This is a genomic window from Streptomyces sp. NPDC004658 (genome assembly GCF_040609555.1).
Taxonomy (GTDB): domain Bacteria; phylum Actinomycetota; class Actinomycetes; order Streptomycetales; family Streptomycetaceae; genus Streptomyces.
Map to the genome: position 1 here is coordinate 13,010 of NZ_JBEXKG010000017.1, position 21,089 is coordinate 34,098.

Below are 21,089 nucleotides of genomic sequence, written 5' to 3' on the forward strand. Positions count from 1 at the left end.
CAGGCCGAGAGCGGAATCAGGACGACCGTGACCTACATCCGACTGCCCGAAAACCGCTGACACCGATCACGCGACCGGGACGGCCGGGGCGAACCGCTGCCGCTCACCCCGGCCCTCCTCCGTCTCAGCCACGCGCCCCCAGCAGGTGGTCCATCGCCAGCTGGTCGAGGCGCTCGAACGCCATGCCGCGCGCGGCGGCGGCCTCCACGTCGAAGTCCTCGAAGGCCGCGCGGTCGGCGAGCAGGGCCTGCAGGCCGTCGGCCGCGGTCGGCTGGGCGAGCTGGTCCAGGCGCGAGGCGCGCAGTGCCTCCTGCACCTCCGGGTCGGCGCGGAAGGCGGCCGCGCGCTCCTTCAGGATCAGGTAGTTGCGCATGCAGCCCGCCGCCGACGCCCACACGCCGTCGAGGTCCTCGGTCCGCGGCGGCTTGAAGTCGAAGTGGCGGGGTCCTTCGTACCCGGCGCTCTCCAGGAGGTCGACCAGCCAGAAGGCGGACCGCAGGTCGCCCGCGCCGAACCGCAGGTCCTGGTCGTACTTGATGCCGGACTGGCCGTTGAGGTCGATGTGGAAGAGCTTCCCGGCCCACAGGGCCTGCGCGATGCCGTGCGGGAAGTTCAGGCCGGCCATCTGCTCGTGGCCGACCTCGGGGTTGACGCCGTAGAGCTCGGGGCGCTCCAGACGCTCGATGAAGGCCAGCGCGTGCCCGACGGTGGGCAGCAGGATGTCGCCGCGGGGCTCGTTCGGCTTGGGCTCGATGGCGAAGCGGAGGTCGTAGCCCTGCGAGGTGACGTACTCGCCGAGGAGGTCGAAGGCCTCCTTCATGCGGTCCAGGGCGGACCGTACGTCCTTGGCGGCGCCGGACTCGGCGCCCTCGCGGCCGCCCCAGGCGACGTACGTCTTCGCGCCCAGCTCGGCCGCCAGGTCGATGTTGCGGATCGTCTTGCGCAGGGCGTAGCGGCGCACGTCGCGGTCGTTGGCGGTGAACGCGCCGTCCTTGAAGACGGGGTGCGTGAAGAGGTTCGTGGTGGCCATCGGGACGGTCATGCCGGTGGCGTCCAGGGCCTGGCGGAACCGCTTGATGTGCGACTCGCGCTCGGTGTCCGAGGAACCGAAGGGGATCAGGTCGTCATCGTGGAAGGTCACCCCGTAGGCACCGAGTTCCGCCAGGCGCTGCACCGTCTCGACCGGGTCGAGGGCGCGGCGGGTGGCGTCGCCGAACGGGTCCCTTCCCTGCCAGCCGACGGTCCAGAGTCCGAACGTGAACCTGTCCTCGGGGGTGGGCTGGTAGCTCATGCCGCGGCTCCTTGCTGCGTTGCGACTATTTCGTCATGGCGGTTTACAAATTAGTATGCCGACGCACCTCTGGGAAGAGACAAGATGTCTTCGACAGCAAGGTGTCTTCGAAACCACACACCGCATGTCCCGCGGAGCCGCGGAAGAGGGAGAGCCCGATGTCAGCAGCCGAGGGTCCGCTCGTCGTCGGGGTGGACACGTCCACCCAGTCCACGAAGGCACTGGTCGTCGACGCGTCCACCGGTCAGGTGGTGGCCAGCGGCCAGGCACCGCACACGGTGTCGTCCGGCGCCGGCCGGGAGAGCGATCCGCGCCAGTGGTGGCACGCGCTGTGCGAGGCGCTGCGCCAGTGCGGTGACGCGGCGCACGAGGCGGCGGCGGTGTCGATCGGCGGCCAGCAGCACGGCCTGGTCACCCTGGACGAGCGCGGCGAGCCCGTACGTCCGGCGCTGCTGTGGAACGACGTCCGTTCGGCGCCGCAGGCCCGCCGTCTGGTGGAGGAGCTGGGCGGGCCGAAGGCCTGGGCGGAGCGCACGGGCAGCGTGCCCGGCGCGTCCTTCACGGTCACCAAGTGGGCCTGGCTCGCCGAGCACGAGCCGGAGGCGGTCCGCGCGACCCGCGCGGTACGGCTCCCCCACGACTACCTCACCGAGCGGCTGACCGGCCAGGGCACGACCGACCGCGGCGACGCCTCCGGCACCGGCTGGTGGGCGTCCGGGACGGAGGCGTACGACGAGGAGACCCTCGCGCACGTCGGCCTGGACCCGGCGCTGCTGCCGCGGGTCGTACGGCCCGGCGAGGTGGCCGGCACCGTGCGCGACAGCCACGATCTGCCCTTCTCGAAGGGCACGCTGGTGGCCCCGGGCACCGGCGACAACGCGGCGGCGGCCCTGGGCCTCGGCCTGCGGCCCGGTACGCCGGTGCTGAGCCTCGGCACGTCCGGCACGGTCTACGCCGTCTCCCGGCACCGCCCCGCCGACCCGACCGGCACGGTGGCGGGCTTCGCCGACGCGCGCGGGGACTGGCTCCCCCTGGCCTGCACCCTGAACTGCACCCTCGCCGTGGACCGCGTGGCCGCGCTGCTGGGCCTGGACCGCGAGGCGGTGGAGTCCGGCGGCTCCGTGACCCTGCTGCCGTACCTGGACGGCGAACGCACCCCGAACCTGCCGCACGCCTCCGGAGTCCTGCACGGTCTGCGGCACGACACCACCGCCGGCCAGCTGCTGCAGGCCGCGTACGACGGCGCGGTGCACGCGCTGCTCGGGGCTCTCGACCTGGTCCTCGACGAGGACGCGGACCGCGACACCCCGCTGCTCCTCATCGGTGGCGGGGCCCGCGGGACGGCCTGGCAGCAGACCGTGCGCCGGCTCTCGGGACGGCCCGTCCAGGTCCCGGAGGCCAGGGAACTGGTCGCCCTGGGCGCGGCGGCGCAGGCGGCCGGACTGCTGACCGGCGAGGATCCCGCGGCGGTCGCCCGCCGCTGGAACACGGCAGCGGGTCCCGTCCTGGAGCCCGTGGAACGAGACCGGGCGACGCTCGACCGGATCACCGGGGTACTCTCCGACGCGTCCCCGCTGCTGGAGCGGCGGACGGACACCGAGTGACCGAGCCGCCCGCGACCAGCACGGCGGCAGACACCGAGGAATCGACGGAGGCATGACCGCACCGCTGCACGAGGCGCGCCGACCGGGCGCCGGGCGCGCCCTGCCGGACACCCAGCAGGGCATGCGCCGGCGCAACCTCGCCCGGGTGCTGCACGCCGTCAGCGCCGAGGGCTCGCTCTCCCGGGCGGCGGTCGCCTCCCGGATCGGACTGACGCGGGCCGCGGTGTCCACCCTGGTGGACGAGCTGATCCGCTGGGGTCTGCTGGAGGAACTGGGCCCCGAGCGGCCGGGGCGGGTGGGCCGGCCCGGATCGGCGCTCGCGGTGAGCGGCCGGGGGCCGGCCGGGATCGGGGCCGAGATCGGCGTCGACCACCTCGCGGTGTGCGCGGTCGACCTGCGCGGTGAGGTCCGCGCGCGGATGGTCCGGCGCGGCACCAACCGGGGCCGGGCGCCGGAACCGGTGATCGAGGAACTGACCGCGCTGATCCACCAGGTCGTCGCGGAGGCGGAACAGGCGGAACTCTGGCCCGCCGGACTGGCGGTCGCCGTGCCCGGCCTGGTGGCCAGGGACGGGCGGACCGTCGTACGGGCTCCGAACCTCGACTGGCACGACGTCGACCTCGGGCCCCTGCTGCCCGGTCACGGGCCGCTGACCGTGGGGAACGAGGCCAACTTCGGCGCGCTGGCCGAGCTGTGGCTCGGTGCCGGTACGCCGGGCGACTTCCTGCACGTGTCGGCCGAGATCGGCATCGGCGCGGCGGTCGTGGTGGACGGCCGGCTGCTGCGCGGCACCCGGGGATTCGCGGGCGAGCTGGGCCATGTGCCCGTACGGCCGGACGGTCCCCCCTGTCCGTGCGGCAGCCGGGGATGTCTGGAGCAGTACGCGGGCGAGGAAGCGGTCCTGCGCGCGGCCGGGCTCGAGCCGCGGGACGATCGGGTGGGCCTGCTCGCGGAGCGCGCCGAGGCGGGCGACGAGAGGGTCCGGGCCGCGCTGCGGGACGCCGGTACGGCCCTCGGCATCGCCCTGACCGGAGCGGTGAACCTGCTCGACCCGGAGACGGTGGTCCTGGGCGGCGCCCTGGCCGAGCTGTCCCCCTGGCTGCTGCCGTCGCTGGACACGGAGCTGACCGGCCGTACGGCAGGTCCGGCCTGCCCGGTGACGGTCTCCCCGCTCGGCCCGCAGGGCCCGCTGCTGGGCGCCGCGCACTCGGTCGTCCGAGCGGTACTGGATGATCCGGCGGTGGTGGCGGAACGATCCTGACGCGGCTCGGCACATGCCGGGGCCACGACTGCGGGAGGTCGGGTGACGGACTGGGTGCCACGCGAGGAGTGGATCAGGTCTCAGCCGAGGGCGCTGCTCGCCTCGTGTGTGCTGATGCTGGACGAGCAGGGGCGCGTCCTGCTGCTGCGCTACGGCCCGGGGCGGCCCGACGCCGGGCGGTGGTGGCTGCCCGGCGGGATGCTGGACCACGGTGAGGACCCCTGGTCGGCGGCGCGCAGGGAGATGCGCGAGGAGACCGGCATCGACATCGGCCCGCGGCCCGCGCTGCTCGGCGTCGACCACCGGGCGGACGTGCTCGGGACCGGGCCGGTTCTCGACTGTTTCTTCCACGGCGGCACGCTGGTCACCGACACCTCGGTGCGGCTGAGCACGGAGCATGACCGGCACGGGGTGTTCTCGCTCGACGAACTGCACGGGCTGCCACTGGCCGCCCGGCGGTCCACCCTGACGGCGCTGTACGGGGCGGTGCACGGTGGGGGTGTGGTGTATCTGCGGGAGGGCGTGGCGCTCTGAGGGGGCACCGGTTGTCAGCCTCCAAGACCGCCCGTGAAACGCCCGCCGCCGGACCGCGGGAGGAAATCCGCCTCCGCGAGCGGGCGTGACGGACCGGGCGTCGAGCCTCCGGCGCCGGTCAGGCCACTGGTTTCCAGCACCGGCAGTGACGTGCCGGACGCCCCCGCGCACAGCCGGACGTCACCCGATCGAGTGAGCGAGTTGTCCACAAGCCCTGACTCGTCCACGGAACCGTGGCACACCCTTCTGCCCAACCCGCCCGAGTCGTACCGTGATTCACGCGAGGCGCAGCCGACGAGTCGTCACCGACCTGGCTGCGCGGGCGACATGAGAAACGCACGGGCGGCGGTGGCGGCGGACTGACAGGTATCGGGGGACACATGCACGGGGAGACGACGGGGACGCTGCGGCGCGACGCCATCGGATTGCGCGAGGTCCTGTTCCAGAGCATCACGGCGATGGCACCGGCCGCCGCGGTGGCGGCGTCGATTCCGTCGGGCGCCGCTTTCGCGGGCGGCAGCCTCCCGCTCGCGGTGCTCGTGGCGATGGTGGCCTGCCTGTTCACGGCCTCCTGCGTGGCCGAGCTGGCCCGGGAGCTGCCCGCGGCGGGCTCGGTGGCGACGTACGCGGCAAGGGGCCTGCACCCGGCCGTCGGCTTCCTCGTCGGGTGGGCCTATGTCTTCGTGGAGATGCTGGTACCACCCCTGCTGCTCCTCCAACTGGGCTTCACGGCGGCGGGCACGCTGCACGAGGAGTGGCCGGTGTATCCGGCGGACCTGTGGTGGCCGTGGGCGCTGGCGGGTGCCGGAGTGATCGCCGTCTCCGGCTACCTCGGCGTCCGCGCCTCCGCCCGCTTCGGCACCGTCCTCGGCGTCTTCGAGATCCTCGTTCTCCTCGTGTTCGCCGTCCTGCTCATCGGCAAGGCGGGCGGCGCCAACACCCTGTCGGTGTTCGGTACGTCCCACACCGCCGACGGACACACCGGAGTCGCCGGGGTGTTCGCCGGGTCGGTGTACACGGTGCTGGCCTTCGCCGGCTTCGAGGCGGCGGCGCCGCTCGCCGAGGAGACCCGCGACCCCCGGCGGACCATGCACCGCGCGGTGCTGGGAGCGGCCCTGGGCATCGGCCTGTTCTACGTCCTTACGACGTACGCGATGACCGTCTACTTCGGCCCCGACCGCTTCGCGGAGTTCGGCGCCTCGGGAGAGGCCTCCTGGGAGGGTGCCGCCCGGGCCTCGTTCGGTCTCTTCTGGGTGCTGGTGTTCCTGGCGGTGGTCAACTCCACGATCGCGAACGCCAACGCGAGTGCGAACGTCTCGACCCGCACGGCCTTCGCCCTGGCCCGCGTCCGGGTCCTGCCCGGCGTGCTCGCCGCGCTCCATCCCCGGCACCGCTCCCCCGTGGCCGGCATCGCCCTCCAGACCGCCGTGGCGGTGGGAGCGGTGCTCGGGCTCGGTTTCGCCTACGACCCGGTGACCGCGTTCCTGCTGCTCGCCACGGTGATCGTCACGGTGGTCGTCGGCGTCTACATCGTCGTGAACCTCTCCTGCGCCGGTCTTTTCCTGCGCTCCCACCGCGCTGCCCTGAAACCGGTACGGCACCTGCTGTTCCCGGTACTGGGCATCACCGCGTTCGTCCCCGCCCTGCTGACGGCCGCGGGCCTCCCGGTGTTCGACTTCGTGACGGAACTGACGGCACCGGTGTCCTACGCCGGTCCGGTCGTCGGCGCGTGGATGGCGGTGGGTGTGGTCGTGCTGCTCGTGCTCATACGACGGCACCCGGAGCGCATAGCCGAGACCGCGCGGGTGCACCTCGACGCCTACGACCCCGGCGCCGGCCGCATGGACGGATCCGTGCCGGGCTGACCAACCCTCACGTGGCCCTCGGCCACGTCCCCTCGCGTCCCCCCGCCCCGGGGGACCGCCTTCAGAAGGGAGTCACGCCACGATGAACGACCCCCGGATCCTCACGCTGCGTCCCGAACCGGACCAGTACGCCTGGACGTTCGGCGGAGCGGCGCCCCTGGCGCGGATCGCGCCCGGTACGGTTCTCGACCTCTACACGGAGGACTGCTTCGCCGGCCGGGTCCGCTCCGAGAAGGACCTGGTGTCCGAGGTGTGCGAGTTTCCCTTCCTCAATCCGCAGACCGGCCCCTTCCACATCGAGGGCGCCGAGCCCGGTGACACCGTGGCCGTGCACTTCGTGTCGATCGAACCGGCCCGCGACTGGGCGGCGTCCACCACCGTCCCCCTCTTCGGCGCGCTGACCTCCACGCACACGACGGCCACCCTTCAGCCACCGCTGCCGGAGCGGGTGTGGATCTGGCAGCTGGACCGGGCCCGCGGGACGGCCCTGTTCCAGGCGCGGGACAGTGACCTCCAGGTGGAGCTGCCCCTGGACCCGATGCACGGCACGGTGGGCGTGGCCCCCGCCAGCCTGGAGGTGCGCTCGGCCCTCGTGCCGGACGCCCACGGCGGCAACATGGACACCCCCGAGATGCGGGCGGGCGTCACCTGCTACCTGGGCGTCAACGTCGAGGGTGCCCTGCTCAGCCTCGGCGACGGGCATGCCCGGCAGGGCGAGGGCGAGACCTGTGGCGTGGCGGTGGAGTGCGCGATGAACACGGTCGTGGTCGTGGACCTCCTCAAGGACGTCGCCACACCGTGGCCCCGGCTGGAGTCGGACACGCACATCATCTCGACCGGCTCGGCCCGGCCGCTGGAGGACGCGTTCCGGATATCGCAGCTCGACCTGGTGCGCTGGCTGGTGCGCGACTACGGGTTCAGTGAGCTGGACGCGTACCAATTCGCAACCCAGGCGGTCGAATCACCGTTGGCCAACGTGTGCGACACGAACTACACGTGCGTGGCCAAGCTCCGCAAGGAGTGGCTGCCCGCGCGGGAGACGTACCGCGGCGTGCACGCACGGCTGCGGGAGACCGCGCGGGCCCTGCGCCGCTGACGTCTCCGTCGTACCCCCGCCCCCCCGCAAGCGTGCCGAACGGCATTCCCCGAGGCATCCCGAAAGGCATCCGCCATGGACATGGACCGAGCCAGACCCCGGCTCAGCCGGCGCCGGCTGCTGAAGGGCGCGGCACTCGCCGCCGTCCCCTACGCGCTGCTTCCCGACGCGCGGGCCGGTGCGCAGACCGCGGCCGTCGACTATCCGCCCGCCGAGTGGCGGGCGGCCAGCAGCTCCAACTACACGGCGGCCGACCGCCCCGACGACTACGCCATCGACCGAGTGGTCATCCACGTCACGCAGGAGACGTACACGGACACGTTGGGGATCTTCGGCAACCCGCAGAAGAAGGTGTCCGCGCACTATGTGGTCCGCTCGGCGGACGGTCACGTCGCCCAGTGCGTGCACGAGGCCGACATCGCCTGGCATGCGGGCAACTGGAGCTACAACACACGCAGCATCGGCATCGAGCACGAGGGCTGGATCGATCAGCCCGCCTACTTCACCGACGCCCTCTACGAGGAGTCGGCGAAGCTCACGGCGGCGATCTGCGCGAAGTACGGCATCCCCCGGGACCGGGAGCACATCATCGGCCACTACCAGGTGCCCGGCACCGACCACACCGATCCGGGTCCGAACTGGGACTGGGTGCGGTACATCAGAATGGTCAACTTCGCCTGACCGGAGGCGGAGCTGCCGTACCGCACAACACCGGCCCTATCCCACACCACCGACCTGCACCGCTCAGCACCGGCCCCTACCACGCACCACCGATCCGTACCGCTCAGCACCGACCCCTACCGCCACACCACCGACCCGTACCGCTCAGCACCGACTCCTACCGCGCATGACCGTCCCGTACCGCACCGCATCACCACAGTTCCACTGTCCGGGGAGGCCGAGTTGACCGATCCGTGGGTTGCCCTGGAGCCGGGGGCCGACCCCGCCGAGCACGTCCGGTTGCTGCGCCGGGCGCACGAGACGTTCACCACGGTGGGCACCGTGCCGCGCCCGGTGCGGTCGGTGGTGGCGGAGTCGTGGCGGCGCAGCGCCCGGGCCGGTGTCGGGCCGGACGGCGCCGCCAGTGTGGAGCTGACCGACAGCGATCTCGGCGCCTACCGCGCGGAGCATCCGCTGGCCCGGGTGATGCCCCTGTTCCGGGAGTTGATGGGCACCTTCGCGGCCGACGGCGAGCATCTGCTGGCGGTGTGCGACGCGCACGGCAGGCTGCTGTGGGTGGAGGGGCACGCGGCGACCCGGCGTCGCGCGGACCGGATGAACTTCGTGCCCGGGGCCCGCTGGTCGGAGAGCGCGGTCGGCACCAACGCACCGGGCACCGCGGTCGCGGTGGACCGGCCCGTGCAGGTGTTCGCCGCGGAGCACTTCATACGGCGGGTGCAGCCGTGGACCTGCGCCGCCGCGCCGGTGCACGATCCACGCACCGGACGGGTCCTCGGGGCCGTCGACATCACCGGCGGGGACGGGCTCGCCCATCCGCACAGCCTCGGCTTCGTGCAGGCGGTGGCCAGGGCCGCGGAGGCGCAGCTCGCCCTGCTCGCCCCGCCCGGCGCCGCCGAGGACGGGCCGCTGCTGAGCGCGCTCGGCCGGGACGAGGCCGAACTCGCCCTGGACGGGCGGCGGATCAGGCTCAGCCGTCGGCACAGCGAGATCCTCGTGCTGTTGTCCCGGCATCCCGAGGGCCTGACCGGCGACCAGCTGCTGTGCGCGCTGTACGCGGACGAGTCGGTGACCCCGGTGACGCTGCGGGCCGAGCTGGCGCGCCTGCGCAGACTGCTGGGCCCGGGGCTGCTCGCCTCGCGGCCGTACCGGCTGACGGCCGCGGTCGAGTCGGACGCCACCGTGGTCGAGCGACGGCTGGAGACGGGTGCGCTGACCGCGGCGGCGGAGGCGTACGCCGGCCCGCTGCTGCCCGCTTCCCAGGCCCCGGCGATCGTCCGGCTGCGGGAGCGGCTCGCCGGCGGGCTGCGCACGGCGCTGATCACGCACGGCGACCCCGACCTGCTGGCGGACTGGGCGCACGCGCCATGGGGCGAGGACGACCTGGAGGTGTGGCGGGCGCTCGCCGCCGTACGCCCGACGGCACCGGTCCGGGCCCGGCTCGCCGCGCTGGAGGCGGAACTGGTGGCGCCGGCCGGCCGGGCACGGGCGCGGACCCGCGGCGCAACGTACTTGCAACGTCCGCCTGTCTAGCCTCGCGCCGAGAGCTGCCCAACGGCGGGCAGCGCTGCACCGGGAGGCAATCAGGATGACTCGTTACGCGGCGCCGGGCACCGAAGGCGCGATCGTCTCCTACCAGGCGCGCTACGACCACTACATCGGCGGCGCCTACGTGCCGCCGACGCGCGGCCAGTACTTCGAGAACCCGTCGCCGGTCAACGGCCAGCCGTTCACGGAGATCGCGCGCGGCACGGCGGAGGACGTCGAGCGGGCGCTGGACGCGGCGCACGAGGCGGCGCCCGGGTGGGGCCGAACGCCGGTCGCGGAGCGCTCCGACATCCTGCTGAGGATCGCCGACCGGATGGAGGCCCACCTGGAGCCGCTGGCGGTGGCGGAGAGCTGGGAGAACGGCAAGCCGGTCCGGGAGACGCTGGCCGCCGACATCCCGCTCGCGATCGACCACTTCCGCTACTTCGCGGGGGCGATCCGGGCACAGGAGGGTTCGCTGGGCGAGCTGGACGACGACACGGTGGCGTACCACTTCCACGAGCCGCTCGGGGTCGTCGCGCAGATCATCCCATGGAACTTCCCGATCCTGATGGCGGCCTGGAAGCTGGCGCCGGCGCTGGCGGCGGGCAACGCGGTCGTCCTCAAGCCGGCCGAGCAGACCCCGGCCTCGATCCACTACTGGCTGAGCCTGGTCGCGGACCTGCTGCCGCCGGGTGTGCTGAACATCGTCAACGGCTTCGGGGTGGAGGCGGGCAAGCCGCTGGCGTCGAGCCCGCGGGTGGCGAAGGTCGCGTTCACCGGGGAGACCACGACCGGGCGGCTGATCATGCAGTACGCCTCGGAGAACATCAAGCCGGTCACCCTGGAGCTCGGCGGGAAGTCGCCGAACATCTTCTTCGACGACGTGTGGGCGCACGACGACGACTTCCGTGACAAGGCGCTCGAAGGCTTCACGATGTTCGCGCTCAACCAGGGCGAGGTCTGCACGTGCCCGTCCCGGGCGCTGATCCAGCGGGGTCACTACGCGGAGTTCCTGGAGGCGGCCGTCGAACGCACCCGCCTCATCAAGCCGGGTCACCCGCTGGACACCGACACCATGATCGGCGCCCAGGCCTCCAACGACCAGCTGGAGAAGATCCTCTCCTACCTGGACATCGGCCGCCAGGAGGGCGCGAAGGTCCTCACGGGAGGTGAACGGGTGGAGCACGAGGGCGAGTTGAAGGGCGGCTACTACGTCCAGCCGACCATCTTCGAGGGCGACAACCGCATGCGCATCTTCCAGGAGGAGATCTTCGGACCGGTCGTCTCGGTGGCCTCCTTCGACGACTTCGACGACGCGATCAAGATCGCCAACGACACGCTGTACGGCCTGGGCGCGGGCGTGTGGACCCGGGACATCAACACCGCCTACCGCGCGGGCCGCGCGATCCAGGCGGGCCGTGTGTGGACCAACTGCTACCACGCCTATCCGGCGCACGCGGCGTTCGGCGGCTACAAGCAGTCGGGGATCGGCCGGGAGACGCACAAGATGATGCTGGAGCACTACCAGCAGACGAAGAACCTGCTCGTGTCGTACTCGCCGAAGAAGCTGGGCTTCTTCTAGGCCCCCCGCGGGTATCGGCGCCGACCGGGGCAGACGCCTGGTCGGCGCCCGTCCCGGGACCCGGATCGATCGCCTTCCTGCCGACGGTGAGCGGGCCGGATATGACGCCAGGCAGCGCGCGCCGGCCGGTGAAAGGCGCATTACGCTGGCGCTATGCACGGCATGCATGGCCGCCCCGAAGGGGTGCGATGAGCGGGGACGTCGAGCTGCGTCACCTGCGGGCCTTCGCGTCCGTGGCGCGGCACCGCTCGTTCTCCCGGGCCGCCGAGGAACTGCTGATCACGCAGCCGGCGCTGAGCCGGACGATCGCGCAGTTGGAGGGGAACCTGAGCGTCCGCCTGCTCGACCGTTCCTCACGGCACGTCGATCTGACGGACACCGGGGCGGAGTTCCTCGTACACGTCGAGCGGGCCCTCGCCACCCTGGACCAGGCCCTCGCCGTCGCCCGCCACCGCGTCACCCTGCGGCTCGGCTTCAGCTGGCTGCTCCCCGATCCGTGGACGCAGCGGACCGTCAGCCGCTTCGAGGAGAGCACCGGGGCGACGGTTGCCCTGACCCGGACCGACGATCCCCTTCAGGCGTTGCGCCGGCGCACCGTCGACATCGCGGTGGTCCGCGGCGAACGTGACGCGCCGAGCGGGGCACGCACCGTGCACCTCTTCGACGAGCCGCGCATCGCCGTGTGCTCCGAGCACAACGAACTGGCCCGTCTCGGCCGTCTGGACTGGGCGGACGTCCAGGACTGGCCGCTGGTGGTCAACACGGTCAGCGGTACGACCGGTCCCTGGTCCTGGCCCGCGGACCGGCGCCCGGACCGGATCATCGAAACGGCGAACTACGACGAGTGGCTGGAGTCGGTGGCGGCCGACCGGGGCATCGGCATCGTCCCGGAGGTCGCGCGGCGCCGTACGCAGCACCCCGCCGTCAGCTTCGTACCCCTCACAGGCGCACCGCCGAGCCCCGTGCGCCTCGTGTATTTCCCCGACTCCCAGCGATCGCTGATCCGCCGGTTCCTGGACGCCTCCGTTCGGACGGCATCGGAGCGGCCCCCACCGTGACCGGGTCGTGCGGCGTCCATGCCCGCGACGCATGGATGCGTCGCGGCAGGGATTTCACGAACCGTCGGCACCTCGTTAGCGTCGATCGTGTGAAGCGAACCATGATGAGCACCCCGCGAGGGCCGCGATGAGCACAGGGCTGTCCCGGCAGGCTTGCGCGGTCACCGTGCTGGGCGGCCCGACGGCCGTCATCGACATCGGCGGCCTGCGTGTCGTCAGCGATCCGACCTTCGACGAGGCGGGTCCCCACGGGTACCTCACCAAGACCGCCGGGCCGGCCGCCGACGAGGACGCGGTGGGACCGGTCGACCTGGTCCTGGTCAGCCATGAAGCCCACCCCGACAACCTCGACGGGCGAGGCCGCGCGTTCGCGAAGGCCGCCCCGCTGGTGCTCACGGGGCCGCTCGCGGCGCAGCGGCTCGGGTCACCCGCCGTCGGCCTCTCCCCGTGGACCAGCCACTCCCTGCGCCGACCGGACGGCGGCGGCGATCTGACCGTGCTGGCCGTTCCCGCCGTCCACGGTCCCGAGGACGGCGAACGCGACGCGGACGGCAACGTGAACTGCGAGGTCATCGGCTTCGTGCTGTCCGGGCGGGGGCTTCCCACCGTGTACGTCAGCGGTGACAACGCCTCGATCCGGACGGTCGCGGAGATCTCCCGCCGGGTGCCCGGCCTCGACGCGGCCGTCCTGCACGCGGGAGCGGCGCGCGTGCCGGCGAAGTTCGACGGACGACCCCTGTCCCTGGACAGCCGCCGGGCCGCCGCCGCGGCTGCCGTCCTGGGCGTGGAGATCGTCGTACCGGCCCACTACGACGGCTGGGCCCACTTCTCCGAAGGGCTGCCCGAGATCGAGCTGGCCTTCCACGAGGCCGGCCTCTCCTCCCTGCTGCGGGCCGCACCCCACGGCACGTGGGTGCCGCTGACCCACTGAACCCCCCTCGCTCGGCTTACCCCCACAGAACTCGCCCACAGAACTCCCCCCACAGAGACGGAACGACGCGCATGCCCCTCGTACGGATCGATCTCGTCCGCGGACGCCGTCCCGACGACATCAGGGCGATCGCCGACGCGGCGCACCGGGCGCTCGTGGACGTGCTGGACATCCCCGAGCGGGACAGGTTCCAGATCATCACGGAGCACGACGCCGACCACGTGATCGCCCTCGACGCAGGACTCGGCTTCGAGCGGACCGGTGGCCTGGTGATGATCCAGATCTTCACCCAGTCGGGGCGCTCGACCGAGGTCAAGCAACGGGTCTACCGGACGGTCGCCAAGCGGTTGGAAGCCCTCGGTATCGCCGGCGAGGACGTCTTCGTCAGCATCGTGGAGAACGGCCCTCAGGACTGGTCCTTCGGCTTCGGTCGCGCCCAGTACGTCGAGGGTGATCTGGCTGTGCCCGGCCGCTGACGGCGCCGGAGCCCGCCTCAGCGGGCAGTTCCACGGTGACGCGGAGACCTCCGGCCGGGCGCGGGGTGAGGGTGAGCGTCCCGTCGTGCGCGTGGGTGATCGTTCTGACGATCGCCAGGCCGAGGCCGACGCCCGCGTGGTCGGTGCGGACGCGCTCGGTGCCACGCTGGAACGGTTCGGTGAGCGTGGAGACCAGGTGCGGGGCGAGCGTCTCGCCGGTGTTCTCGACGGTGAGCGTCACGGTCCGGGGGTGGACGTGTGTGTCGACCCACACGGCTCCCTGTTCGGGCAGGTTGTGGACGATCGCGTTGTGCACGAGGTTCGTGGTCAGTTGCAGCAGGAGTGCCTGCGACCCGCTCGTGGGGGCGATGTCACCGCCGGTCTCGACGGTGACGCCGTGCTTGTCCGCGAGCGGGAGGAGGGTCTCGGTCGCCTCCTCCGCCATCAGGGACAGGTCGACGGGTTCCCGGGTGAAGGACCGCTGCTCGGCGCGGCTGAGCAGGAGCAGTGCCTCGGTGAGGTCGATCGCCCGGGTGTTGACGGCGTGCAGGCGGTCGACGAGGGCGCCGGTGTCGCGGTCCGGATCGGTGCGGGCCACGTCGAGGAGCGCCTTGGAGATCGCCAGCGGCGTACGCAGTTCGTGAGAGGCGTTGGCTGCGAATCTCCGCTGTTCGGCGACGTGCGTCTCGATCCGCGCGAGCATCGCGTCGAAGGCGTCGGCGAGTTCGCGGAACTCGTCCATGCGGCCCGGCAGCCGGATGCGGTGGGACAGCGATCCGTTCGTGGCCAGACGCGTGGCGTGGGTGATCCGGGTCAGGGGGGCGAGCATGCGGCCGGCGAGGAGCCATCCTCCCAGGAGACCGAACACCAGAAGGAACACCAGGACCGCGGCCGCCGACGGGGCGAAGGCGCGCAGGAGGTTGGACCGGACGGGGAAAACCCCGTGAGGGGTGGTTTCCGCGCTGACGATGAGCGCACGCTCGGGGACGTAACGCAGCAGGAACAGCCACACGGCGGCGAGCAGCAGGGCGCCTGCGACCATGAGGAATCCGGCGTAGCTGAGGGCGAGTCTGAGGCGAACGCTCACCCCTGGCGCCCTATCCACGGTCGCGTCCCTCGTGATCGGCCTCCGGTCGCGTGTCGATGCGGTAGCCGGCGCCTGGCACGGTGGCGATGATCCAGGGCTCGCCGAGACGCTTGCGCAGTGCCGAGACGGTGATGCGCACGGCGTTGGTGAACGGGTCGGCGTTCTCGTCCCACGCGCGTTCCAGGAGTTCCTCGGCACTGACGACACCGCCTTCGGCGGCGACGAGGACGTCGAGCACCGCGAACTGCTTCCGGGTCAGCGCGACGTAGCGGCCGTCCCGGTGCACCTCGCGGCGGAACGGGTCCAGCCGCAGCCCCGCGATCTCTCGCACGGGCGGCCTGCTGTGGGCACGCCTGCGGTCGAGGGCTCGGAGTCTCAGCGCGAGTTCCCGCAGGTCGAACGGCTTGGTGAGGTAGTCGTCGGCGCCGAGTCCGAACCCGGAGGCCTTGTCGTCGAGACGGTCGGCCGCGGTGAGCATGAGGATGGGCATGCCGCTGCCGGAGGCGACGATGCGTGTGGCGATCTCGTCACCGGACGGCCCGGGGATGTCGCGGTCGAGTACGGCGATGTCGTAGGCGTGCGTGCCGAGCATGTCCAGCGCGGTCTCGCCGTCACCCGCGATGTCGGCCGCGATCGCTTCCAGGCGCAGGCCGTCGCGGATGGCTTCCGCCATATAAGGTTCGTCCTCGACGATGAGCACACGCATGCGGATGATGCTATAAGTCGGCGCATATCGTCCGCGTATCGAAAAACGCATACGTGCCGGCAACACCGCGTCGCCTTGACTGGCGCCATGCACCGAACCGCACCGTCAGTACGCACAGCGAAACACCGGATTCACCGACTCCGCGCCGTCGGCCTCGTGGGGCGAGGACGGTCCGCGACGACGCAGGCGGACCCGGCGCAGACCGCGCAGGACGGCGCCGGCCGCCCGGGCGACGGCACCCGGCGCGCACGCATCCGCCGGGCGGTACGCGCGGTCTCCCGGCCGGGGCCCTGGAAGCGCGGCCTGGTGCTCGCGGCGATGGCGGTGCTGCTCGGCCTGCTCCTGCTGCTGCACGCGCGGATCACCGACCGCGGGGGCCTCGGCAGCCTGGTGGAGACCTTCCTGCCGTGGTTCGGCCTGCTCGTGCCCGTGCTGCTCGTCGGCGCGCTGTGGCGTCGCTCCGCCTCCGCGGTGGTCGCGCTGCTGCTGCCGGTCGCGGTGTGGCTGAACCTCTTCGGCGGGCTGCTCGGCGACCGGTCCCACCCGGGCGGTGATCTCACCGTGGCCGAGCACAACGTCGGCGACGCCAATCCCGACCCGGTCGGCACCGCTCACGAACTGGCCGCCTCCGGCGCGGACGTGCTGGCACTGGTGGAGCTGACCGAGCAGGCCCGGGGCCGGTACGAGAGGGAGCTGGCGAAGGCGTACCCCTACCACACCGTGCAGGGCACGGTCGGGCTGTGGAGCAAGCTGCCGCTGTCGGACACCCGGCCGGTCGACATCAAGATGGACTACGGGCCGCTGGCCGCCACCAAGCCGGCCGAGGTCAAGATGACCTACACACGGGCGCTGCGCACCACAGTGGCCACCGACCGGGGTCCGCTGGCGGTGTACGTCGCCCACCTGGGGTCCGTGCGCCTGCAACCCAGGATGGGCTTCTGGACGGAGAGCCGGGACCGCGGCGCGAGGGCGCTCGCCGAGGCCGTCGCCGCCGAGCGGAACAGACGGGTCGTGCTGCTCGGCGACCTGAACGGCACCGTGGACGACCGCGCGCTCGCCGGCATCACGTCGCGGATGCGCTCGGCCCAGGACGAGGCCGGGAAGGGCTTCGGCTTCACCTGGCCGGCGAGGTTCCCGGTGGCGAGGATCGACCAGATCCTGGTCCGGGGCGTGCAGCCGCACAGCTCCTGGGTGCTGCCGGCCACCGGCAGCGACCACCTGCCGGTGGCCGCCAGGATCAGCTGGTGAACACCGCCGCGAGCGTCCTCACAGAAGCGACCGCGGGTCATCCGCCACCTGGTCGGCCGCTCCTCGACGGCACCGGCCTGCGCCGTCGCCGGCTCCGGTCACCCGCCGTACCAGGTCCTCCCAGGCGGCCTGGAGGCGTGCGGTGCTGACCTGGCGGTCGTCGCGCAGATAGTCGACGATCTCGAAGCTGGTGAACGCGAGCATGGCGTGGGCGAGCATGGCGTGATCGCCCTCGACCCCCGCTTCCCGGAGCAGGGAGGCGACGCGGTCGTGGAAGGCCCGGCCGACCTCCGAGGCGTGACGTCGCGCGCAGTCGACCTGGCGTGCCGGCGCGGCGCCCCGATCCGCGTCGTCGGCGATGCGCGCGATCAGGGTGCGGCCGAACGCCGTCAACCGGTCCCTGGCCGGCGCTCCCGGCCCCAGCGGCGGGGGGTCGGAGGTGTACGCGTCGCTGAAGTCCGCTTCGGCGGCGTCCAGCACGGCCAGCAGGAGTCCGGCGCGGTCGCCGAACCGGCGAAAGAGCGTGCCCTTGCCCACACCGGCGGCCCGCGCGACCTCGTGCATCGTCAGGTGCTCCCCCCGCTCGGCCATCAGAGCGGCGGCGGCCTCCAGCAGCCGGGCGCGGTTGCGGGCGGCATCGGCCCGTTCCGCGAGGTCGGTGCTGCCGCTGCGGGGCATCGCTCTCCTCGGGTGGGTCCGGGCTTGCGCTCCCGGCGGTGCGTGGGCGGGCCGCCGTACCGGAGCGTCGCGCGAGTCATCGTGGCCGGCCGCCCACGCTATCGGCGCGGACCGGGACCGGTACCCGACCGCAGCCCGAATCGCCCTCGGCACATGGACCCAAGGCCCTCGGCCCGCCCGTCCACGCGGTGCGCGCCTCCTCAAGGCGTGTCGCCCGTCGCCGGCGTCCCAAGGGCTGGCGTTCAGGTGTCGGCTCGCGGACGCGGGGCCTGGTACGCGCGTCCGCGGCGGCGTCGGTTGCCGGCGCTTCCGCGTCGACGCCCTGCCGCTGCGCCGTGCAGCCGCACGCACCAGGCCCCGCGACGCCGGGATGATGCACACGACGGGGCCCACGAGCCCGGCCTGATCCGAACGAGAGGCCCTAGCCGTCGATGAGCCCGGCCCGCGCCGCGAAGACCCCCGCCTGGAACCGGGTCGTGGCACCCAGTCTTTCCATGATGTTGGCGACATGGCGGCGGAACGTCCGGGAGCCGACGCCGATGCGGCGGGCGATCGCCTCGTCCTTCAGTCCCCCGGCCATCAGGTTGAGGATGCCGGCGTTGAGATCGGTCAGCGTCTCCCCGTAGGAGACGGCCTCGGCGTCGAAGTCCGTGCCGGCCTGCCAGGCGAAGTCGTACACGCGGCGCAGCAGCGAGATCATCACCGGCTCGTAGACGGCGATCACGCTCGGCATCTCCTCGGCCGGTACCTGCTGGGTCACGAACGCCGCGTCGTCGCCGACCAGGACCATGTTGTCGAAGATGTGGTTCGTGGTGCGGACCTGGGCCCCCGAGTCGATCATCTGGCGCAGGCGGGCCCTGGTGGTCGTCCTGGCCCGGGCCGAGTGCGGGCTGACCAGCCGGATCGGCACCCCGCTCGGCGGCGTCGGCAGTTCGACCGGTGGAAAGCTCTTGCTGGGTCCGCGGTCGAAGAGCTGCATGACCAGGACCTCGGAGGTGCACGAGCGCAGGGAGTCGGCCAGATGGAGGGACGCCTGCTGCGGATCGAGCAGCGATACGACCTTGTCGTTGTGCTGGTTCGAGCGGCGCAGGCTGCTGAAGATTCCCGAGAGGGTGTGCAGGCGCTCGTGGATGCTGGCGAGTTCGCGCCGCTTGTCGTTGACCGCCCGCTGCAGGGGAATCACCAGTTCGTTCTGCGCGACCTCCGGACAGAGGGCGCGGAAGCTGTTGAACCCCTCGGAGAGCCGCATCAGCCGGAGATCGCACAGCAGACTCATGGCTCGCTTGACGTCGGCCAGCGGTAAGCGCAGTGCGGTCGCCACCTCGGACACGGTGGCGGGCTCGTGGGCCAGGGTGTACTCGTAGACGCGGACAACCAGTTGGTCGTCCAGCTCCGGAACGACGTGCTGCGGTCGGGCCTGTTCGGTCGCGACCGATATCCCACCGGCTGCGGAAGCTTCCTTCATCCCCGACACCGTCCTGAAGCGTGGGCCTCGCGCAGTCCCCTCTCGGTCGTGTCCGTCCCCTGTACACGCAGTGCGGCGCGCGTGCGGAGGAAGATGACTGGATTCGCCATGACATTACCCATCAGATGTGTGACGCCCTTCTCGGAGATACTCGGGGAAGCGAGCGACCGACCTGTGGGTCCGGCCCTCGGCGAGGAGCCGCAGCGTCTGGTCCCCTACCGGTCGACGGCGAGCCGGCCGGCGTTCTCGTGCCGGGCCGGACCGTCGGCGTCGGCGGCTCCGGTGATGTGGGTGAGTCCGTGCGTGTCCGACGGTGTTCCGAGCAGCACCCCCTCGCATCCCCGTCGAGGGATGGCATCGAAGTGGCGGCTTGGCAGCGGCGGCCCGGGTGCGGCAGCCGGCACCGGTGGCGGCCGTCGGGCGGTGGCTCGGCGATGAGAGGCCACCGCCCCCCCGGCCACCACCCCCGGCCGCCGCCCCAGACCCTCGGTCCCCGGCAGCCGGTCCCTGGCCGCCTGCTGCCGGGCCGCCTGCTGCCGGCCGGCATGGTCAGGACGGCGTCATGACCACGGTCAGTCGGTCGTCTGCGCCTGCGGTCGTGCCTCCGGGACCGGTCTCTCCGCGGGCTGCGTCTTCACCAGCCACAGGCCGGTGAAGAGCGCGGTGACCCAGGTGGCGATGCCTGCGGTGATGAAGGCGGTGTCGAGGCCGGCCTCGAAGGAAGCGCCACCGGACTGCCGGGTGACAACGATGGCGCCGAGGACGGCCACGCCGAGCACCGCGCCGATCTGCCGGGCGGTGCTGCTGATGCCCGAGGCGAGGCCGCCTTCCTGTGGGCTGACCGCCTGGATGGCGGCACCGGTCAGCGGCGACATGGCCAGGGAGAAACCGACACCGGCGATCGCCAGCCGCCACCACATGTTCCAGAAGGGCGTGTCGGCGTGCACGAAGCCGAGGGTCAGCAGTCCCAGCCCGGCCACGGCCAGGCCGCTGGTGACCACGATCCGGAAGCCGTACTTCGCGGCCAGCCGGCCCGCGAACGGGCTGCAGATCGCCATGGCGAGCGCGATGGGCAGGGTCTCCAGACCGGCGGCCAGAACGGAGCTGTGCTGCACGGCGACGAAGAACTGCGAGAAGAAGAAGACCGAGCCCATGAACGCGAAACCGACCATCACCATGGCGGTGTTGGACACCGTGAACAACCGGTTCCGGAAGAGCCGCAGCGTCAGCATGGGCGTCGGTGTGCGTGCTTCCACGCTGATGAACACGGCGATGATCACCGCCGCCGCGGCGAAGCTGCCCAGAATGAGCGGCGAGGTCCAGCCCCTGGAGCCGCCTTCGATCAGCCCGTAGGTCAGCGCCCCGACCCCCAGGATGGACAGGATCGTTCCCGGGACGTCGATGGCCGGTGCGTGCGGATTGCGCGACTCGCTCACGGTGGGCAGGGCGGCCAGCACCAGGAACACACCGATGGGCACATTGACCAGGAAGATGGCGCGCCAGTCGAAGGCGTCCACCAGGATGCCGCCGGCCAGCGGTCCCGCCGCCTGGCCGATACCGCTGATACCGGCCCACAGTCCGATCGCCTTGACCCTTTCCTGCGGAACGGGATAGGCGGCGGCGAGCAGGGCCAGTGAGCCGGGGCTCAGCGCCGCGGCGCCGATGCCCTGGACCACCCGGCCGGCGATGAGCCAGCCCAGCGAGGGTGCGACGGCGCAGAGCAGCGACGCCAGGGTGAACACCACCGCGCCGGACAGATAGACCCGCTTACGGCCGAAGCGGTCGGCGAAGACGCCGCCGGTCAGCAACAGCATGGCGACCAGCAAGACGTACGAGTCGACAATCCATTGCAGACCGGATAATCCGGTGTGCAAATGCTGCTTCATATCGGGCAGCGCCACACCTACAATGGTGTTGTCGAGCAAGACCATGAACTGCCCGACGCAGGCCATGGCGAGCACTACTGCCCGATTCGATCGAGCTTCTACGGACACAAGGC

Annotated in this window: 18 protein-coding genes; 12 read left to right on the forward strand and 6 right to left on the reverse strand. The window is 72.0% G+C overall.

Translation table 11 applies throughout. The features are described from left to right. Positions 1-124: 124 nt before the first annotated feature. Positions 125-1,291, reverse strand: coding sequence for a xylose isomerase (xylA, locus tag ABZV94_RS09355; protein WP_356338880.1), 1,167 nt, complete (start codon positions 1,289-1,291; stop codon positions 125-127). A gap of 158 nt (positions 1,292-1,449) precedes the next feature. Here xylA and xylB point away from each other — a divergent pair, with 158 nt between their 5' ends. The 11 genes from xylB (at position 1,450) to ABZV94_RS09410 (ending at position 13,906) form a co-directional block, all read left to right on the forward strand. Further along, positions 1,450-2,895 (forward strand): xylulokinase, encoded by a 1,446-nt coding sequence (gene xylB, locus ABZV94_RS09360; protein ID WP_356338882.1) that lies wholly within the window; start codon positions 1,450-1,452, stop codon positions 2,893-2,895. Between the two features lie 52 nt (positions 2,896-2,947). After that, positions 2,948-4,156, forward strand: a complete 1,209-nt coding sequence (locus tag ABZV94_RS09365; protein WP_356338884.1) for an ROK family transcriptional regulator — start codon at positions 2,948-2,950, stop codon at positions 4,154-4,156. Positions 4,157-4,198: 42 nt separating this feature from the next. After that, the gene (locus ABZV94_RS09370) at positions 4,199-4,690 is read left to right on the forward strand and encodes an NUDIX hydrolase (protein ID WP_356338886.1); all 492 of its coding nucleotides are present in this window, start codon (positions 4,199-4,201) and stop codon (positions 4,688-4,690) included. A 380-nt stretch (positions 4,691-5,070) separates the two neighbouring features. Beyond that, on the forward strand, positions 5,071-6,555 hold the full coding sequence (locus tag ABZV94_RS09375) for an APC family permease (protein ID WP_356338889.1): 1,485 nt from the start codon (positions 5,071-5,073) through the stop codon (positions 6,553-6,555). An 82-nt stretch (positions 6,556-6,637) separates the two neighbouring features. Further along, positions 6,638-7,651, forward strand: coding sequence for an acetamidase/formamidase family protein (locus ABZV94_RS09380; protein WP_356338891.1), 1,014 nt, complete (start codon positions 6,638-6,640; stop codon positions 7,649-7,651). 81 nt (positions 7,652-7,732) lie between these two features. Continuing rightward, complete coding sequence (locus tag ABZV94_RS09385) at positions 7,733-8,332, forward strand: N-acetylmuramoyl-L-alanine amidase (protein ID WP_356339019.1); 600 nt, start codon at positions 7,733-7,735, stop codon at positions 8,330-8,332. Between the two features lie 222 nt (positions 8,333-8,554). Beyond that, on the forward strand, positions 8,555-9,862 hold the full coding sequence (locus ABZV94_RS09390; RefSeq protein ID WP_356338893.1) for a GAF domain-containing protein: 1,308 nt from the start codon (positions 8,555-8,557) through the stop codon (positions 9,860-9,862). A gap of 55 nt (positions 9,863-9,917) precedes the next feature. Then, a complete protein-coding gene (locus tag ABZV94_RS09395; protein WP_356338895.1) occupies positions 9,918-11,441 on the forward strand; it encodes an aldehyde dehydrogenase family protein in 1,524 nt (507 codons plus the stop codon). A gap of 188 nt (positions 11,442-11,629) precedes the next feature. Continuing rightward, complete coding sequence (locus ABZV94_RS09400) at positions 11,630-12,499, forward strand: LysR family transcriptional regulator (RefSeq protein ID WP_356338897.1); 870 nt, start codon at positions 11,630-11,632, stop codon at positions 12,497-12,499. A gap of 127 nt (positions 12,500-12,626) precedes the next feature. After that, positions 12,627-13,430, forward strand: a complete 804-nt coding sequence (locus tag ABZV94_RS09405) for an MBL fold metallo-hydrolase (protein ID WP_356338900.1) — start codon at positions 12,627-12,629, stop codon at positions 13,428-13,430. Between the two features lie 71 nt (positions 13,431-13,501). Continuing rightward, positions 13,502-13,906 (forward strand): tautomerase family protein, encoded by a 405-nt coding sequence (locus ABZV94_RS09410; RefSeq protein ID WP_356338902.1) that lies wholly within the window; start codon positions 13,502-13,504, stop codon positions 13,904-13,906. Here ABZV94_RS09410 and ABZV94_RS09415 read toward each other — a convergent pair. Continuing rightward, a complete protein-coding gene (locus tag ABZV94_RS09415) occupies positions 13,815-15,011 on the reverse strand; it encodes a HAMP domain-containing sensor histidine kinase (protein ID WP_356338905.1) in 1,197 nt (398 codons plus the stop codon). The two genes, ABZV94_RS09410 and ABZV94_RS09415, sit on opposite strands and share 92 nt — an antisense overlap. Next, positions 15,004-15,699, reverse strand: coding sequence for a response regulator transcription factor (locus tag ABZV94_RS09420; RefSeq protein WP_356338907.1), 696 nt, complete (start codon positions 15,697-15,699; stop codon positions 15,004-15,006). The genes ABZV94_RS09415 and ABZV94_RS09420 overlap by 8 nt, the downstream gene beginning before the upstream one ends. Positions 15,700-16,017: 318 nt before the next feature. Here ABZV94_RS09420 and ABZV94_RS09425 point away from each other — a divergent pair, with 318 nt between their 5' ends. Beyond that, the gene (locus tag ABZV94_RS09425; protein WP_356339022.1) at positions 16,018-16,947 is read left to right on the forward strand and encodes an endonuclease/exonuclease/phosphatase family protein; all 930 of its coding nucleotides are present in this window, start codon (positions 16,018-16,020) and stop codon (positions 16,945-16,947) included. Positions 16,948-16,965: 18 nt separating this feature from the next. Here the strand turns inward: ABZV94_RS09425 and ABZV94_RS09430 are convergent, their stop codons facing one another. The 3 genes from ABZV94_RS09430 to ABZV94_RS09440 form a co-directional block, all read right to left on the reverse strand. Continuing rightward, positions 16,966-17,625 carry a TetR/AcrR family transcriptional regulator gene (locus tag ABZV94_RS09430; protein WP_356338910.1) on the reverse strand — a complete coding sequence of 220 codons (660 nt, stop codon included), beginning with the start codon at positions 17,623-17,625 and terminating at the stop codon, positions 16,966-16,968. Positions 17,626-18,046: 421 nt separating this feature from the next. Further along, positions 18,047-19,090, reverse strand: a complete 1,044-nt coding sequence (locus tag ABZV94_RS09435; RefSeq protein ID WP_356338912.1) for a LuxR C-terminal-related transcriptional regulator — start codon at positions 19,088-19,090, stop codon at positions 18,047-18,049. A 572-nt stretch (positions 19,091-19,662) separates the two neighbouring features. Beyond that, entirely contained in the window at positions 19,663-21,042 is a 1,380-nt protein-coding gene (locus ABZV94_RS09440) for an MFS transporter (RefSeq protein ID WP_356339024.1), read from the reverse strand. Positions 21,043-21,089: the final 47 nt, after the last annotated feature.

Excerpts from the sequence above, each read along its gene's own strand:
- xylA (WP_356338880.1), bottom strand. The coding sequence starts at position 1,291 with ATGAGCTACCAGCCCACCCCCGAGGACAGGTTCACGTTCGGACTCTGG.
- ABZV94_RS09405 (WP_356338900.1), top strand. The coding sequence starts at position 12,627 with ATGAGCACAGGGCTGTCCCGGCAGGCTTGCGCGGTCACCGTGCTGGGC.
- ABZV94_RS09430 (WP_356338910.1), bottom strand. The coding sequence starts at position 17,625 with ATGCCCCGCAGCGGCAGCACCGACCTCGCGGAACGGGCCGATGCCGCC.
- xylB (WP_356338882.1), top strand. The coding sequence starts at position 1,450 with ATGTCAGCAGCCGAGGGTCCGCTCGTCGTCGGGGTGGACACGTCCACC.
- ABZV94_RS09410 (WP_356338902.1), top strand. The coding sequence starts at position 13,502 with ATGCCCCTCGTACGGATCGATCTCGTCCGCGGACGCCGTCCCGACGAC.
- ABZV94_RS09400 (WP_356338897.1), top strand. The coding sequence starts at position 11,630 with ATGAGCGGGGACGTCGAGCTGCGTCACCTGCGGGCCTTCGCGTCCGTG.
- ABZV94_RS09395 (WP_356338895.1), top strand. The coding sequence starts at position 9,918 with ATGACTCGTTACGCGGCGCCGGGCACCGAAGGCGCGATCGTCTCCTAC.
- ABZV94_RS09385 (WP_356339019.1), top strand. The coding sequence starts at position 7,733 with ATGGACCGAGCCAGACCCCGGCTCAGCCGGCGCCGGCTGCTGAAGGGC.
- ABZV94_RS09425 (WP_356339022.1), top strand. The coding sequence starts at position 16,018 with ATGGCGGTGCTGCTCGGCCTGCTCCTGCTGCTGCACGCGCGGATCACC.
- ABZV94_RS09380 (WP_356338891.1), top strand. The coding sequence starts at position 6,638 with ATGAACGACCCCCGGATCCTCACGCTGCGTCCCGAACCGGACCAGTAC.
- ABZV94_RS09440 (WP_356339024.1), bottom strand. The coding sequence starts at position 21,042 with ATGGCCTGCGTCGGGCAGTTCATGGTCTTGCTCGACAACACCATTGTA.
- ABZV94_RS09365 (WP_356338884.1), top strand. The coding sequence starts at position 2,948 with ATGACCGCACCGCTGCACGAGGCGCGCCGACCGGGCGCCGGGCGCGCC.
- ABZV94_RS09375 (WP_356338889.1), top strand. The coding sequence starts at position 5,071 with ATGCACGGGGAGACGACGGGGACGCTGCGGCGCGACGCCATCGGATTG.
- ABZV94_RS09435 (WP_356338912.1), bottom strand. The coding sequence starts at position 19,090 with ATGAAGGAAGCTTCCGCAGCCGGTGGGATATCGGTCGCGACCGAACAG.
- ABZV94_RS09420 (WP_356338907.1), bottom strand. The coding sequence starts at position 15,699 with ATGCGTGTGCTCATCGTCGAGGACGAACCTTATATGGCGGAAGCCATC.